We start from the raw sequence: 16,208 nt of genomic DNA on the forward strand, positions 1-16,208 counted from the left end.
CGCGGTCATCCCGATACCCCCGCGGCCGGTCCCAGGTGGGCCTGAGGTCACGTCGAGGGTGCGTCGAGGTGGACGCGACAACTTCGGTGCATGGCTACTGAAGTGCTCCCCGAGCGGAGGGCGTTCGCGGTGGGCGGGGCGCCGGGCGACCCGGTCCTGGACGTCGTCGTCCCCGTCTACAACGAGGAACGTGATCTCGAACGTTGCGTGCGGCGGCTGCGGGCACACCTTGCCGCCCACTTCCCTTACGCGTACCGCATCACCATCGCCGACAACGCCAGCACCGACCGGACCGGCGTGATCGCCGACCGGCTCGCCTCGGCGATCGACGAGGTCCACGCCGTCCGTCTCGACCTGAAAGGCCGCGGCCGTGCGCTGCGGTCGACGTGGCTGGGGTCTCCCGCACCCGTCCTGGCCTACATGGACGTCGACCTCTCCACCGACCTCTCCGCGCTCCTCCCGCTCGTCGCCCCACTGATCTCCGGCCACTCCGACATCGCCATCGGCACACGACTGGCCCGTGGGGCGCGGGTCGTGCGCGGACCGCGTCGCGAGCTCATCTCCCGCGCCTACAACCTCATCCTGCGCGGCACCCTCGCCGTCCGCTTCAGCGACGCCCAATGCGGCTTCAAGGCGATCCGCGCCGACGTCGCCGCGCGACTCCTCCCGATGGTCCGCGACCACGGCTGGTTCTTCGACACCGAACTCCTCGTCATCGCCGAACGCGCGGGCCTGCGCATCCACGAGGTCCCCGTCGACTGGACCGACGACCCCGCATCCACCGTCGACGTCGTCGCCACGGCCGTCACCGACCTCAAAGGCATCGCCCGCGTCGGCGTCGCCCTCGCGACCGGGCGTCTCCGGCCGGGCGAACTCCGCCGCGCCGACATGCCCGGCGTCCCGCGCGGACTCGCGCGACAGCTCGCCGGCTTCTGCGTCGTCGGGGTCCTCTCCACCGCCTTTTACCTCGGCGTCTACCTGGGCCTGCGCGTCCTGCTGCCGGCGCTCGCCGCGAACTTCGTGGCGCTGCTGCTGTCCGCGGTCGCCAACACCGCCCTCAACCGGCGAATCACCTTCGGCGTCCGCGGCCGCACCGGCGCCGCCAGACACCAGGCCCAGGGCCTCGCCGTGTTCCTCATCGGCCTCGCCCTGACCACCGCGACCCTCACCGTCCTCGACCTCGCCGTACCCGGAGCCGGGCACGCCGTCCAGGTCGCCGCACTCGTCGCCGCGAACCTCGCCGCGACCCTGGTCCGCTTCCTGCTCTTCCGGTCGTGGATCTTCGCTCCGGAAAGGAAGACCACGTGATCACCCAGGAGGGGCCGGCACCCGTCGAGGTCCGGCGCACGACAAGGAACTGGGAGCGTCCCGCGCTCGCCGTGCTCCTGCTGGCCACCGCCGTCGCCTACATCTGGGGCCTGAGCGCGAGCGGCTGGGCGAACTCCTTCTACTCCGCGGCCGTCCAGGCCGGTTCGGAGAGCTGGCAGGCCTTCTTCTACGGCTCCTCCGACGCCGCCGGCCTCATCACCGTCGACAAGCCGCCCGCGTCCCTGTGGGTCATGGCCCTGTCGGTCCGCGCCTTCGGGCTCAGCTCGTGGAGCATCCTCGTCCCCCAGGCGCTCATGGGCGTCGCGACCGTCGGCGTCGTCCACGCGGCCGTACGACGACGCTCCACGTCCGCCGCCGCCCTCATCGCGGGCGCGGCCATGGCGCTCACACCGGTGGCGGCGCTGATGTTCCGCTTCAACAATCCCGACGCGCTGCTCGTCCTGCTGCTGACCGTCGCCGCCTACGCCGTGCTGCGCGCGGTCGAACGCGCCGGCACCGCCTGGCTCGTCCTGGCCGGCGCCTGCTTCGGGCTCGCCTTCCTCACTAAGACGCTCCAGGCCTTCCTGATCCTCCCCGGCTTCGCGATCATCTACCTCATCGTCGCCCCGACGCGCCTGCGCCGGCGACTCGGGCAACTCGCCCTGGCCGGGCTCACCATGCTCGTCACCGGCGGCTGGTGGGTCGCGATCGTCGAGCTCGTGCCGGCCTCCGCCCGGCCCTACATCGGCGGCTCCCAGAGCAACAGCTTCCTCGAACTCACCTTCGGCTACAACGGACTCGGCCGCATCAACGGCGAGGAGACCGGCAGCGTCGGCGGCGGCGGAGGCTGGGGCGAGACCGGGATCGGCCGTCTCTTCGACGCCGAGATCGGCGGCCAGATCGCCTGGCTCATCCCGGCCGCGCTCATCGCGCTCGCCGCCGGGCTCTGGCTGGGCCGGAAGGCCGCCCGCACCGACCCGGCCCGTGCCGCCTACCTCGTGTGGGGCTCCTGGCTGGTCTCGACCGGTCTCACCTTCAGCCTCATGGCCGGGATTTTCCACGCGTACTACACCGTCGCCCTCGCGCCCGCGATCGCCGCGCTCACCGGCATGGGGGCGTACCGGCTGTGGCGCGTCCGGCGGCACATCATCGGCGCCGTCCTCCTCGCCGTCACCACCGCGGTGACCGCGGGCTGGTCCTTCGTGCTCCTCACGCGCTCGGCCGACTTCCTGCCGTGGCTGCGCTGGGCCGTCCTCGCCGGGGGAGCCGTCGCCGCCGTCGGTTTCCTGCCGCGCGGACGCCTGCCCGCGACGGTCACCCGCGCGACCGCGATCCTCGCCGTCGTCGTGGCGCTGGCCGGACCGGCCGCGTACACCGTCGACACCATCGCGACCGCGCACACCGGCTCGATCGTCACCGCCGGGCCGAGCACCGGTGGAGGCGGCATGCCCGGTGGCGGTCCCGGAGGCAACCGGGGCGGGAATCCCGGCGGCGCGCCTCCCGGTGGTGGCAACGGCAACGGCGGCAATCCCATGGGCGCCCGGGGAGGCGGCGACGGCGGTCCACCCGCGGGCGGGTCACCGGGCAACACCGGCACCAACGGAGGCGGCCGTCCCGGAGGCATGAACGGCCTGCTCAACGGCACCGCCGCGAGCGACGAACTCGTCGCCCTTCTCCAGGCCGACGCGGGCTCCTACGACTGGGCCGCCGCGACCGTCGGTTCCCAGAACGCCGCCGGTTACCAGCTGGCCTCGCGTGAGCCGGTCATGGCGCTGGGCGGTTTCAACGGCAGCGATCCGGCGCCGACCCTGGCGCAGTTCCAGCGGTACGTCGCCGACGGTCGCGTGCACTACTTCATCGCGGGCGGCGGTGGGATGGGCGGCGGTTCCGGCGAGAGCACGACCGGCCAGATCGCCGACTGGGTCGCCGCGAACTACGCGGCCGTCACCGTCGACGGGGTCACCGTCTACGACCTCACGGCATGAGGAGGCGGCTCACCGGCGGAAACTCCGGTGAGCCGCTGGTCTCCGGCGGGCCGACACGCCCGCCGGAGGGTTCCTATCCGGCCGTGGCGAGGTCGCGCCTGCGGAACCCGTAGAGTCCCGCCGCGCACAACACCGCGGCGATGCCGACGAGCCAGATGAGCGGGGTCGCCGTGAACGCCTCGCCGCCGGTCTTCGGGATGTGGGTGAAGGGTGAGACGTCCATCGCGCCCTGCGAGAGCTCCAGGATCGGCCCGAGCTGACCGAGCAGCACGAACACCACCAGGGCCGCCCAGGCCGCCGCGATCAGCCGCGGCAGGAAACCGAAGAGCAGCAACGCGAAACCGGTCAGGACCCACACCGCCGGCAGCTGCACCAGGGAGCTTCGCACGCTCGTGCCGACCTGTCCGCCGACGTCGTCGATGGCGAGCCCGTAGATCAGGCCCATCACCGTACCGCCGACCAGCAGCAGGAGCGCCGGGCCGAGGACGGCGAAGACCAGGTGGCTCACGGCCCATCTGACGCGCCCGACCGCGGTGGCCAGGACCGGTTCGGCGAGCAGCCCGGTCTCCTCGGAGCGCAGCCGCAGCGCCGCCTGGATCGAGTAGACCGAGACGATCAGCGCGACCATGCCCATGACCAGGTCCATGTAGACCTCGACGAGGGTGCCCTGGCCGAGCTTGCGGACGATCTCCTCCATTTCCGGGTTGGCCCCGAAGATGTCGTCGACCCCGTTGGCGACGCCGCCGAAGATCGCGCCGAGGAAGACGAAACCCCCGATCCAGCCGTAGAGCAGACCGCGTTGCAGCCGCCATGCCAGGGCGAGCGGTGTGCCCAGGCTCGCGGCGCCGCGGGCCGGTCCCGGGCGGGGTGCGACGAGTCCGGCGCCGAAGTCGCGGCGGAGGTTGAGGACGTAGGCGACCACGCCGACCACGAGCGCCACGCCGAGGAACAGGCCGGCGACCCACCACTGCTCGCCCGCGTAAGGCTTGAGCCGCGCGGCCCAGCCGGTGGGGGAGAGCCAGGACAGCCAGCCGAGGCCCTCGGAGGTGTCGCCCAGTGCCCGCAGGAGGTAGGTCGCGCCCAGCACGATTCCCGCCAGGGCGTTGGCGAAGCGCGCCGACTCGGTGATCTGAGCGGTGAGCCCGGCGATGGTCGCGAAGAGGATGCCGGACAGGGCCAGACCGAGGGCGAAGGCGAGCGAGCCCGTGGTCTCGAAACCGGCGCCGGTGAGGATCCCGGTCACCGCCGCCGCGAGGAGAAGGTTGGCGCCGAAGACGACGATCAGGCTCGACGTGAGCGGTGCGAGCCGCCCGACGACGCCGGCGCTGACCAGTTCGAGGCGGCCGCTCTCCTCTTCGGCGCGGGTGTGCCGGGTGACGATCAGCAGGCTCATCAGCGCGACGAACACGCCGATCGTGGCACCGTAACGCCAGGCGAACAGCGCGTCGGCGGTGTCGCCGTAGTTGATCCCGTAGATGGCCTTGAAGGTCGGGTTGGTGCCGATCTGCGAGATGATCGACGCCCGCTCCTCCGGCGTGTCGTACAGCGCCCCCCAGGCCGAGGCCGAGGACTGCACGATGACGATGAAGAGCACCAGCCAGATCGGCAGCAGCCAGCGGTCGCGACGCAGCGCGAGCCGGATCAGGGAGCCGGTGCCCGCCAGAGCGGTCATGCCGTCCGCCCCCCGTTGAGCTCGTCCTCGTAGTGCCGCAGGAACAGCTCTTCGAGGGTCGGCGGCTGGCTGGTGAGGCTGCGCACGCCGAAGGACGTGACGGCCTTGAGCGCGGCGTCGAGCTCGTGCGTGTCGACCTCGAACTTGACGTTGTGCCCGTCGACGACGAGGTCGTGCACACCCGACAGGGCGTCCAGGCCGGTGGGCCGCACGGCGAGCTCGGCCGCGATGGAGGTGCGCGTCAGGTGCCGCAGGTCGGACAGCGTGCCCGTCTCGACGGTCCTGCCGTTGCGGATGATGCTCACCCGGTCGCACAGGGACTCGACCTCGGCGAGGATGTGGCTGGACAGCAGGACCGTCCGGCCGCCTTCCTTCTCCTCCTTGATGCAGTCCTGGAAGATCGCCTCCATGAGCGGATCGAGGCCCGAGGTCGGCTCGTCGAGCAGGAGGAGTTCGACGTCGGAGGCGAGGGCGGCGATGAGGCCGACCTTCTGCCGGTTGCCCTTGGAGTAGGTGCGGGCCTTCTTGCGGGGGTCGAGCTCGAAGCGTTCGATGAGCTCGTCGCGGCGGGCCTTGTTGAGTCCGCCGCGCAGGCGGCCGAGGAGGTCGATGATCTCCCCGCCGGACAGGCCGGGCCACAGGGTGACGTCGCCGGACACGTACGCGAGCCGCCGGTGCAGGGTCGTGGCGTCACGCCATGGATCGCCGCCGAGCAGGGTGGCCGTGCCGGAGTCGGCGCGCAGCAGGCCGAGCAGGACGCGGATGGTGGTCGACTTCCCGGCCCCGTTCGGGCCGAGGAAGCCGTGGACCTCTCCGGTCGCGACCGAGAGGTCGAGGCCGTCGAGGGCGTGTGTGCGGCCGAAGTGCTTGTGCACTCCTGATACGGAAATGGCTGTATCCATGCCATCGACGCTACACTAGTTTCACAAATTCATGAAAGTTGTGACGCGTCAATATCCCGTCAAGATCATCGCGACGGTTAACCTTGCCAGGGTTTGCGGAGACGAGGGGGCGAAAATGCCAGAAACGACACCGACGCCCGGTGAGCGGGCGAACAGGGCCGCGGAGTTCCGGGAGAGCCTCGCCTCCCAGTTCGTCGTGGCGGGGATGGCCCGCATGCCCGCCCGCGTGATGTGCGCGCTGCTGACCACCGACGCCGACGGCATGACCGCCGCCGAACTCGCCGAGGCGCTCCAGGCCAGCCCGGCGGCCATCTCCGGTGCCGTGCGCTACCTGACCCAGACCGACATGATCCGCAGGGACCGCGAACCGGGCTCGCGCCGGGACGTGTTCCGGCTCTTCGAGGACCCGTTCGCCTCGATGCTGCGCAGGCGCGACGACATCCTCAAGCTCTGGGGCGACAAGATGCGGGAGGGTTCCGACGTCCTCGGCGACGGCACGCCCGCGGGCCGCCGCCTGGCCGGTGCCGCCGAGACCTTCTCCCTGATGCACATGCTGCTTCCCCGGATGCTGGACGAGGTCGACCGGATGCGGCGGAAGGGCTGAGGTCTAGTACCCGACCGCGCCGCCCACGACCGCGCGCGGATCGCTCGCACCCGCGCGCATGCCCTCGCCCGTGATCTCGATCAGCTGCGCGTGCCCGTAGGTCGCCGCCGTGCGCGCCACGCGGTGCCCGCGTTCGGTGAGGGCGTCCCACGACGCGGGCGCGGCCTCCTCCAGCTCGATCGGCGCGTCGGCGTCGGCCCAGGTGTCGAAACCGGTGACGTTGCCGACCCGCCAGCGTGGGGCGTCCATCGCGGTGCCCGCCGACTGCCCGTCGCGCAGGACCCGCGTGAGCAGCTGGAGCAGGATCTGCGGTTGCGTGTCGCCGCCCATCGTGCCGGTCACCGCCCGCAGCGAACCGTCGGGACGGGTGACGAGCGCGGGGGCGAGAGTGTGCGGCGGCCGGCGCCCGGGCCGGTACTCGGCGGCGTGACCGTCGGCGAGGTTGAAGCCGAGCCCGCGGTTGTGCAGGCCGATGCCGGTGGCGGGCTCGAACAGCCCGGAACCGAAGCCCGAGGCGTTCGACTGGATGAGCGAAACGCCCATGCCGTCGGCGTCGACGGCGCAGAGGTAGGTCGTGTCGCCGTCACCGGTGAGGTCGCGGACGTCGAGGCGGCGGTCCGGGTCGATCGCGTCCCGCCGGGCCGACACCGACGCCGGGTCCAGCAGCGAGGCCAGGTCGGCGTTCTCGTGCAGCACCTCCGGCCGGTCGTACCCGGCGACGCGCGCCGACTCGATCAGCAGATGCGCCCAAGCGGCGCTGTCGGGGTCGGCGGGCAGGGGCAGCCCGTCGGCGACGGCCAGCGCCAGCAACAGCAGGTAGCCCTGCGAGCTCGCGCCGATCGTCCACACGTCGTGTCCGAGCGCCCGCACCCGCAGCGGGTCCACCCAGTCGGCGAACCCTCGCGCCAGGTCTTCGGCGACGTACTCGCCGCCGCCCAGCGCGATCAGCCCTTCCCCGAACTCGCCGCCGTAGAAGGCCTCACGCCCGCCCGCGGCGATCGCGCGCAGGGTGCGCCCGACCCCCGGGCGCCGTACCGTCGCACCCGGCGCGGTGGCGGCGATCAGGTCGCGTGCGTGCGGGTTGGCGGCCACCCGCTCGACGGCGCCGACCAGCAGCGGCGAGGCCGGGAAACCGTCCTCGGCGTAACCGATGGCCGTGGCGAACAGCTCGTCGAGCGGCAGCTTCCCGTAGCGCCCGTGCAGCGCCGCCCACCCGTCGACGCAGCCGGGGACGGTGACCGCGCGGATGTCGCCGAACAGCGGCATCGAGGTGTGTCCCTCGGCTCGCAGGCGTTCGGGATCGGCGCCCGAACCGGCCCGTCCCGATGAGTTCAGCGCGGCCGGCGGCCCGTCGCCGTGGTGGACCAAGGCGAAGAGGTCCCCGCCCAGGCCGCAGAGGTGAGGGGCCGTCACGGCCAGGACGGCGTTGGTCGCGATCGCCGCGTCGACGGCCGAGCCGCCCGCGCGCATGGCCGCGACGCCGGCCGAGGAGGCCAGCCGGTCGGCCGAGCAGACCATTCCATGGGGAGCGTGCTGGGTGCCGGTCACGCCCGCCACCCTACCGAGATCATTCGCCATAATCGACCGGTGACCTTGCCCCGCCTGATGGCCACCGACCTCGACGGCACCCTCATCCTCCCCGACCACACGATCTCCCCGCGCACCCGCGCGGCACTGACCGCCGCCCGCGCCGCCGGGATGACCCTGGTCGCCGTGACGGCCAGGCCGCCTCGCGCGATCCGCGAGATCGCCGACCTCGTCGCGTACTGCGACGTGGCCATCTGCTCCAACGGCGCCCTGGTCGTCGACCTCAGCACCGGGGACGTCCTCGACACCCGCGTCCTCTCCGTCCCCGTCGCCCGCAAGGCCGCGGAGGTGCTCGGGGCGGTCCTGCCACACGCGCGTTTCGGTGTCGAGACCGGTTTCGAGGTCGTCGCCGAGGCCGGTTACAGCCGTGTCGACAGCATCGGCGACCGCCACGTCCACACCGAGACCCTCGACGAGGTGTGGGATACCGCCGCCCAGATCGTGAAGCTCCTGGCCCACTCCGCCGTGGACGACGTCGACGACATGCTCGCCGCCGCCCTCCTGGCCGCACCCGCCGACGTCGTGGTGAGCCACTCCGGCGGGAGGGGCCTCCTGGAGGTCAGCGCCGCCGGGGTCACCAAGGCCAGCACGCTGGCAGCCTTCGCCGAGGCGCGCGGCATGACCGCCGCCGAGGTCGTCGCCTTCGGCGACATGCCCAACGACATCCCGATGCTCACCTGGGCCGGCCGCGCACACGCGATGGGCAACGCCCACCCCGACGTCCTCGCGGCCGTCCCGGAACGCACGCTCTCCTGCACCGACGACGGTGTCGCGGTCGTGCTGGAGGCGCTGCTGTCAGGCGATCCGCTCCGACCAGTCGCGTAGCCGCCGCTTTTCCTCCGGGCTGGTGTTGCGGTCGTCGAGCCGCCGCTGGATGGCCGCCCGCACGAGCTCGTCGGTCGCCTCGTGCTCGACGGCGATCAGGAAGGCCGTGAGCAGCGGTGTCCTCATCGCCGCGATCAGCGCGCGCGTCCACCACGGCACCGGCGGCCGCATGGCGCTGAGCAGCACCATCACCGAGGCGACGTCAAGGCCCGGTTCGCCCGCACGGGCCGTGCACCAGTCGATGACGACGGGCCCGTCACCGGTCATGATCACGTTGTCGGGATGCAGGTCGAGGTGCAGGACGCGGTCGTCGCTTCCGGCCTCGAAGCCCTCGACGCGCGCCAGCCAGGGCGGTGCGGGGATGGTGTGCAGCCGGTTGTGCAGACCGGCCAGCGTCCGGGCGAACGCGGTGATCCGATGCGGCGCCCGCGCGCCCATCGCCGTCATGGTGCGGCCGTACAAGCGGTCGAGGACCATGTCGGTCCCGTCGACGTCGTGCACGGCCGGCACCGGATAGTCGTGGTCGGCGAGATAGTTCATCAGGCGGGCCTCGGTCTCCGTCGGCCCGCCCTGGCGGTAGCGGCGCAGCACCCGGCGCTCGTCGAGGGCGTACACGTCGGCATCGCGGCCTCTTCCGATCAGTTCCACGCCGGCAATAATGCCCGGGGAAGCACGCGATGCCGACCCCGGCTCACGCCTGGTTCGAGCGTGGCACCCGACCGCAGAACTCCAAGTCGCCGTCACCGTGCAGGCGCACCTGATCACCGGTGCGGAACAGCAGACCACCGGGTACCTCGGGGTCCGGGATGAAGGCGGCGCGCGTCGCCTCGGGATCGCCCGGATACTCCCGGGCCACGCCCGCACCGCCGATCCACAGTTCGCCGGGCACGCCGGGTCGCGCCGGCCCGCCGTGACGGTCGACGATGTAGAGGCGGTTGTTGTCGACGGGGAGACCGATGTCGGGGGAGTCCTCGCCTTCCTGCGCCAGGATCGACACGAGCGTGACGATCGCGTTCTCGGCGACCCCGTACATGCTGAACACCGTGGGGAAGGAGATCGCCGGGCGCCTCCGGACACGCCCGCCGCCGATGAGGAGGAAGCGCAGCCGGTTCCCGTCGGGGAGGGGCCGCGCGAAGACCTTCTCGGCGAGTTTCATCGGCAGGCAGGCGACCGTGATGTGGTGCTCGGTCCACCACAGGGCCAGCTCGACCGGGTCCTCGTCGATGTCGCCGGGGACCATGTGGACGGTCGCGCCGGCGATCAGGGCCGGGTAGATCTCGGCCAGGTTGACGTCGAGGTCGAGGTCGAGCTGGTGGCTGACGTTGTCGCCGGAGGCCAGGCCGAGGGTCGTCATGCCCCAGCGGACGGTGTTGACCACGGCCCGGTGCGGGACCGCGACCGGCCGCCGCTCGTCCCCGGGCCGGCCGGAGAAGACGACGTAGGCGGTCTGCTCGGGATCGACCGAGACCTCGGGCAGCGCCGAGATCCCGGGCCGGGCGTCCTCGACGTACACGGTCGACTCGGCGACGTCGATCGACAGCGCGCGCGTCGACAGCACCAGCCGTGCCCAGCCGTCGGCGACCATGCCGCGGAGCTCCTCCTCGGGCCGGCTCGGCTCAAGGGGGAGGAAGGACGCGCCCAGGCGCAGCGCGCCGAGCTGGGCGGCGATCAGGTCGGGCGTGCGCGGCAGGCACACCGCGACGAGGTCGCCCTCGACGATCCCGTGCGACTGGAGGAACTCGGCGAGTTCGGCGGCCCGCTCCTGGAGCCGCCGGTAGGTCCAGCGTTCGCCGCCGCAGACGATGGCCTCCGCGTCGGGGGTGGCCGCGACCTGGAGTTCGAAGAGGCGGTGCAGGCTGTCCGTCGAGGGGGGCATGGCGGGGCCGACGAGTGCCGGGGTGAGGCGGCGGCCGAGCCCGAGGACCGTCGACAGTGGAGCGTCGGGATCCTCGACGGCGAGCGTCAGCAGCTCCAGCAGCGAGTCGAGGAAGGCGTAGGCGACGTCCTCGCCGAACAGGTCGGCGCGATAGTCGAGCCACCAGCGCAGCCCGTCGCGCTGCCAGACGCGCAGGCGCAGGTCCCCGGTCAGCGGGTCGGCGGGCGAGTCGAGGACGGTCGTGCGCACGCCCGGCAGGGCCGGGTCGAAGACGCCGCCGTCGAACTCGATCACGGCCTCGGGCGGTACACCGCCCTTGGCGGTGACGGCGTCGGTGACCTCGTCGAGCGGGACCGCCGAGTGGGAGTAGGCCGAGGCGGTGGTCTCCTGCACGCGGGCGATCACCTCGCGGAAGCTCGGGTCGCCCGAGAGGTCGAGCCGCATCGGGATGACTCGCGAGAAGGGCCCGAACAGCTGCTCGGAACGTTCGTCGCGGCCGGGGATGTCGGCGCCGACGACCACGTCGGAGCGGCCGCCGTGCTGGAAGAGCATGGCCGCGAAGGCCGTGAGCAGGGTCGTCGGGACGGCGACCAGCGCGTCGGCGCTCAGCGCGCGGACCCGGTCGGCGAGGTGCGCGGGGAAGTCCGCGCTGACGCTGGCCGCGGCCGTCGACGGCGTCTCGGGCCGGACGCGGCCCGTCGGCAGGTCGAGCGGCGGCGCGGGCTCGGCGAAACGCTCCGACCAGTAGGCCAGCGAAGCGGGATCGGTGACGGCGGCGGCCTGTTCGGCGGAGTACTCGGCGTAGCCGATCGCGGGTTCGGGAAGGTTCGGTTCCTCGTCGGCGAGCGCGGCCCGGTAAACCTCGGAGATCTCGCGGGCCAGGACCGGGTAGGACCAGGGATCGGTGGCCAGCGGGTGGAAACCGCACAGCAGGACGTGCCTGGTGTAGCTGAAGCGCAGCAGCTGGAAGGAGGCGGCCGGGCCCCCGGCGGTGGTGTTCGCGGTGGCCATGGCGTGGCGGACGGCGGTGTCCTCGTGGTACCCGGCGAGGTCCACGACGGGGAGTTCGACCGCGACGCTCGGCCACACGGTCTGCGTCGGGACGCCGTCGACCTCCGCGAAGACCGTGCGGAGGGTGTCGTGGCGCTCGACGACGGTCCGCACGGCCTTGGCCAGGGCGGACACGGTGAGGGGGCCGTCGAGCTGGACGGCGCGGGAGCGGCCGGGCTGGTCGGCGAGGGTCGGCCACAGCGCGCGCTGCGCGGGGGAGAGCGGCGCCGAGACCGGGTCGGGTTCGGGCTCCTCCTCCGCCTCGGGTTCTTCCTCGGGCTCCTCCTCCGCCTCGGGTTCTTCCTCGGGCTCGGCTTCCGGCTCGGGTTCGGGTTCGGCGACGGCCTCGGGTTCCGGTTCCGGGTCGGGCGTCACGGCGACCGGCTCCGGCGCGGGAGCCGGGGGCGCGGGCTCCGGCACAGGCGCGGTCTCGGGTGCGAGGACCGCCTCGGCGACGACGTGCGTCTCCATCGTCAGGTCGAGATCGAGCTCGACCACACAGGCCACCTCGTGCGCACCGGCGGCCCGCAGGTCCGTCAGCAGCGACGACGCCTCGGCCACGTCGGCGGGAGGCGCGACGACCACCACGACCCGCCCGCCGTCGCGGTCGTGGCCGTTCTCCTCACGGGCGCGACGGTAGCGGGAGAGGTCGCGCGCCAGCTCGACGACCGAGCGGGTGCGCAGGTCGGCGAGCACGTCGAGGCCCAGCTTCGCGGCCCGGCGCAGGCCCTCGTCGTCACCGTCGAGGACCGCGTACATGGGCGGCGGGTTCTTCCACAGCCGCCGGATCTGCGCGACGCCCGGGTACACGTCGTGCCCGTCGCGCGCGGGGAAACCGAGGGCCGTGCGCCCGCCCGAGGCCGACGCGACCACCGACCACTCGGCGACCGCGCGGGAGGCCTTCCCGCCGTCGTAGAGCCCGTTCAGGGTCACCCGTGACGTGGCCGGAGCCATCGCCGCGGCCAGCGGAGCCGCCGGAGCGGGCAGCCAGACCGCGCGCATGCCGTGCCCGTCGGCGAAACGGACCAGCTCCAGGACACGCGGGTACAGGTCCGCGCACGTCCCCGCCAGCCACAGACTCACCGCGACCGGCGCCTCCCGCGCCTCGGCGGCGGCCGCGACGGTGGCCAGGAGCCGGTTCTGCTCGGCCATCAGCGCCCGGTGCCGCTCGATCAGCTCGTACCGGACGGGAGCCGCGGGCCCTTCCGGCGGAGGGTCGAGCCGGACGGTGACGGGTTCGTCCGTGTGGGTCGGCGTGCCGGTTGCCGTGGTCACAGTGGCGTTCCTCGGTGGTGTCTCGGAAGTGGTCCGGTCGGCGGGCTCGCGCAAGGGCGCGCCCGCGTAGTACAGATTGCCTTCCCCGTGCCACCTCGGCCGCAACCGACCCCTTTCATGCCGTTGCGCGATGATGGTTCCCGCTTCGTCCTGCCCTTCGGTGCTCGTCCGCACCCCTCCCGGACCGACCTCCACGACCGTCTCGCCGCCGACGTCGAGCAGCGCGGCGAGCGCGAGATCGAAACGAATCGGCAGCCGCGCCTGTTCGCGCAGATAGTCCGCGCCGGGCAGCCAGCCCGCGTCCCGCACCGACCCGTCCACGCCGCTGACCACCGGTAGCAGGGTCGGGCGGAAGCGGATCGCCGCCAGCATCGGCTCCAGCTCGCCGAGGGCCGGCTCGACCATCGACGTGTGGAACGCCCGCGTCGCCGCCAGCCTCCGGAACCCCGTCCCCGCTGACTCGCACCAGCGTTCGGCGGCCTCGGCCACCTCGACCGGCCCGGCGAGGACCCGCACGTCGGCCGACACGACCGCGGCGAGCTCCAGGCCGGGAAGATGCGCCATGAGGTTGTCGGCACCGGCGGCGTCGACACGGACCTCCAAGACCCCCGCCGGCTCGCCGTACTCCTGCATCAGCCGTCCACGGAAGGCCGCCAGCCGTACGGCGTCCTCCAGATCCATCGCACCCGCCGTGACCAGCGCGCTGAGCTCGCCGACGCCGTGGCCGTGGACGTGGCCGGGGCGGACCTTGGCGGTGTCGAGCACGGCCGTCATCGCCAGTTGCAGCGAGACCAGCACGGGCTGGGCGATGTCGGTGGGCCAGTCGGGGTCGGGGAAGGCCAGGCGCCCGCGCAGGTTGGCGCCGGTGACCTCGCGATAGGCCGCCGCGCAGCGGTCGAGGATCTCGGCGAACTCCGAATGGGCGGCGGTGAGGGCGGCGGCGTCGCCGACCAGTGACTCCGGTCCGGCGTACACGAACGCCGGGGGCGGCGCGGGGTTGCTCATCTGCGGATCCGATCGTGCGGCGGTCCTGCATTCTTACCCGACCGCGCCACGACCGCCCAGGTTCAGTCGACCCGGCTCAGCTCCGCGGGGGCTCCGCCACCGAGCGTGGCCGCCTGTTCCCGGGCCTGGAGGGCGCCGGTCACGAGGAGGTACTGCGCGGCCACGTACGTCGCCATGATCCACACGTCCACGCCCGGCGGGCGCGGCAGGTCGGCGATGCCGGTCGCGATGAGCGTGTCGGAGATCAGGAACAGCGCGCCGCCGATCGCCGCGCGCCGGTTGATCCCGACCGCGACCACGGCCGTCGCCGCCAGCAGCAGGCTGTAGAAGGCGACCGGGATCCGCAGCTCGCCGATCCCCGGCCAGAGCGCGGCGAGCACACCCGCCCAGACCAGCGCGTAGGGGACGGCCGCGATCGCGACCCGGCGCGTGCGCCAGCCGCGCGCGAAGAGGACCTGGTAGCAGACGTGCCCGGCGGCGAAGGCGCCCATTCCGGCCAGGAAGGCGGCCTCGGCGTCGAACTGGAGGAAGACGTCCCCGGCCCAGCCGCACAGCACCGCGGCGAGGAGGAGTCCCGGCCGCGCGGGCCGGGCGGCGAGCCACGCGTAGACGGCGAGCAGGGGCATGAGCAGCGGCTTGGTGACCGTCGCGACGAGGTTCCAGTCGAGCGCCAGCGCCGCCAGGTGGACGGCCGTCACGACGAACAGCGCCGTGCGGGGTGTCGCGGCCTTCACGCGGCCGTCCGTTCGGTCTCCGGGGCGGCCTGCGCCGGACGCCAGCCGGGGCCGCGGAACAGGTAGCCGAGCCGGTCGCGCCAGTTCGCCGCGCCCATGACGTCGCGGGTGATCGACACGTACTCGTGGGTCGCCACGCGCAGCGGGTTGTAGGTCTCGATGTTCTTCGTGAGCCCGTACTTGGGCCGCTCGACCTCGGGCGCGAAGGACGCGAACAGCCGGTCCCAGACGATGAGGATCCCGCCGAAGTTGCGGTCGAGGTACCCGCCCTGGGAGGCGTGGTGGACGCGGTGGTGCGAGGGCGTGTTGAGGACGAACTCGAAGGGCCGCGGGAGCCGGTCGACGCGTTCGGTGTGGATCCAGAACTGGTAGACCAGGTTCACCGAGGAACAGAACGCGATGACCGCCGGGGAGACCCCGGCCAGGACCATCGGCACGTAGAAGAGCCACGAGGTCAGCGAGGTCCACGGCTGGCGCAGCGCGGTCGAGAGGTTGAACCTCTGGCTGGAGTGGTGCACGACGTGGCAGGCCCACAGCACGCGGATGACGTGATGTCCCCGGTGCGACCAGTAGTAGAAGAAGTCCTGGGCCAGCAGGATCAGCGGGAAGGTCCACCAGGCGAGCGGGATCCGCGCGGGCGTCAGCGCGTAGATCCCGGCCAGGATCGCCACGATCGGGATCTTCCAGAGCAGGTCGAAGAAGACGCTGCCCAGGCCCATGGAGAGGCTGGCCGCGGTGTCCTTGGGCTCGTAGCCGACCTCGTCGTCGTCGGGATGGATCCGGAAGGAGATGATCTCGACGATCGTGAGCAGCACGAACGCCGGGATCGACCACAGCACGACGTCCGGCAGATCAGGCATGCCCGCAGGCTATCGCCGCTCGGGGCCCGCGCACCAGACCCCGTTACCAACAAGTAACCACGCATTTTCGAAAGGCTTCCGCCGAGTGCGGCCGAAGGGTCGTACCCCGTGGTCACAATGGCCTGGGGTCGGTCCCGAGGAGGAGACGACATGGTGACCATCAGCCCGATCGTCGGCTACGACGATCAGCGGGCCGCGCTGACCTGGCTGGCCGAGGCCTTCGGCTTCACCGAGCACGCGGTCCACGAGTACAACGGCGAGATCGTGCACGCCGAGATGCGCTACGGCGACGGCGTGATCATGTTCGGCCGCGGGCACAAGGACTCGTCGGGGGTGTACGTCGTCGTCGAGGACGCCGACGCCCACCACGCACGGGCCGTCGCGGCCGGCGCGCGCGTGACCCGCGAACTCAGCGACCAGGACTACGGCTCACGCGACTACGCGGCCCTCGACCACGAGGGCAACGAGTGGTACTTCGGCACCTACCGGCCGAAGCTCTAGCCGGAGGGGCGGTGGCGCCCGGGA

General features: G+C 72.4%; 12 protein-coding genes. 5 read left to right on the forward strand and 7 right to left on the reverse strand.

The features are described from left to right. The first annotated feature begins 90 nt into the window (after positions 1-90). Together HNR73_RS02540 and HNR73_RS02545 are read left to right on the forward strand one after the other, a co-directional pair. On the forward strand, positions 91-1,308 hold the full coding sequence (locus tag HNR73_RS02540; RefSeq protein WP_184785556.1) for a bifunctional glycosyltransferase family 2/GtrA family protein: 1,218 nt from the start codon (positions 91-93) through the stop codon (positions 1,306-1,308). After that, on the forward strand, positions 1,305-3,293 hold the full coding sequence (locus HNR73_RS02545; protein WP_239122083.1) for an ArnT family glycosyltransferase: 1,989 nt from the start codon (positions 1,305-1,307) through the stop codon (positions 3,291-3,293). Before HNR73_RS02540 ends, HNR73_RS02545 begins: the two co-directional genes overlap by 4 nt. 73 nt (positions 3,294-3,366) lie before the next feature. Here the strand turns inward: HNR73_RS02545 and HNR73_RS02550 are convergent, their stop codons facing one another. Continuing rightward, on the reverse strand, positions 3,367-4,965 hold the full coding sequence (locus tag HNR73_RS02550) for an ABC transporter permease (RefSeq protein ID WP_184785558.1): 1,599 nt from the start codon (positions 4,963-4,965) through the stop codon (positions 3,367-3,369). Continuing rightward, a complete protein-coding gene (locus HNR73_RS02555) occupies positions 4,962-5,867 on the reverse strand; it encodes an ABC transporter ATP-binding protein (protein WP_184785559.1) in 906 nt (301 codons plus the stop codon). The genes HNR73_RS02550 and HNR73_RS02555 overlap by 4 nt, the downstream gene beginning before the upstream one ends. A gap of 115 nt (positions 5,868-5,982) precedes the next feature. Between HNR73_RS02555 and HNR73_RS02560 the strand changes: the two genes are divergently transcribed. Further along, positions 5,983-6,471 (forward strand): GbsR/MarR family transcriptional regulator, encoded by a 489-nt coding sequence (locus tag HNR73_RS02560; RefSeq protein WP_184785560.1) that lies wholly within the window; start codon positions 5,983-5,985, stop codon positions 6,469-6,471. A gap of 3 nt (positions 6,472-6,474) precedes the next feature. Here the strand turns inward: HNR73_RS02560 and HNR73_RS02565 are convergent, their stop codons facing one another. After that, a complete protein-coding gene (locus tag HNR73_RS02565; RefSeq protein ID WP_184785561.1) occupies positions 6,475-8,019 on the reverse strand; it encodes a gamma-glutamyltransferase family protein in 1,545 nt (514 codons plus the stop codon). A 39-nt stretch (positions 8,020-8,058) separates the two neighbouring features. Here HNR73_RS02565 and HNR73_RS02570 point away from each other — a divergent pair, with 39 nt between their 5' ends. Next, positions 8,059-8,883, forward strand: a complete 825-nt coding sequence (locus HNR73_RS02570) for an HAD family hydrolase (RefSeq protein WP_203686077.1) — start codon at positions 8,059-8,061, stop codon at positions 8,881-8,883. Here the strand turns inward: HNR73_RS02570 and HNR73_RS02575 are convergent. The 4 genes from HNR73_RS02575 to HNR73_RS02590 form a co-directional block, all read right to left on the reverse strand. Further along, positions 8,854-9,531 carry a phosphotransferase gene (locus tag HNR73_RS02575; protein ID WP_184785563.1) on the reverse strand — a complete coding sequence of 226 codons (678 nt, stop codon included), beginning with the start codon at positions 9,529-9,531 and terminating at the stop codon, positions 8,854-8,856. The genes HNR73_RS02570 and HNR73_RS02575 overlap by 30 nt on opposite strands. Positions 9,532-9,574: 43 nt before the next feature. Further along, a complete protein-coding gene (locus tag HNR73_RS02580; RefSeq protein ID WP_184785564.1) occupies positions 9,575-14,089 on the reverse strand; it encodes an AMP-binding protein in 4,515 nt (1,504 codons plus the stop codon). Positions 14,090-14,151: 62 nt separating this feature from the next. Next, entirely contained in the window at positions 14,152-14,823 is a 672-nt protein-coding gene (locus HNR73_RS02585; RefSeq protein WP_203686075.1) for a lysoplasmalogenase, read from the reverse strand. Continuing rightward, positions 14,820-15,683, reverse strand: a complete 864-nt coding sequence (locus HNR73_RS02590; protein WP_184785565.1) for a sterol desaturase family protein — start codon at positions 15,681-15,683, stop codon at positions 14,820-14,822. The genes HNR73_RS02585 and HNR73_RS02590 overlap by 4 nt, the downstream gene beginning before the upstream one ends. Positions 15,684-15,833: 150 nt before the next feature. Between HNR73_RS02590 and HNR73_RS02595 the strand changes: the two genes are divergently transcribed. Further along, positions 15,834-16,184 carry a VOC family protein gene (locus HNR73_RS02595; protein WP_184785566.1) on the forward strand — a complete coding sequence of 117 codons (351 nt, stop codon included), beginning with the start codon at positions 15,834-15,836 and terminating at the stop codon, positions 16,182-16,184. Positions 16,185-16,208 lie beyond the last annotated feature (24 nt).

Origin of the sequence: Phytomonospora endophytica, assembly GCF_014202425.1 — a bacterium.
Lineage (GTDB): Bacteria > Actinomycetota > Actinomycetes > Mycobacteriales > Micromonosporaceae > Phytomonospora > Phytomonospora endophytica.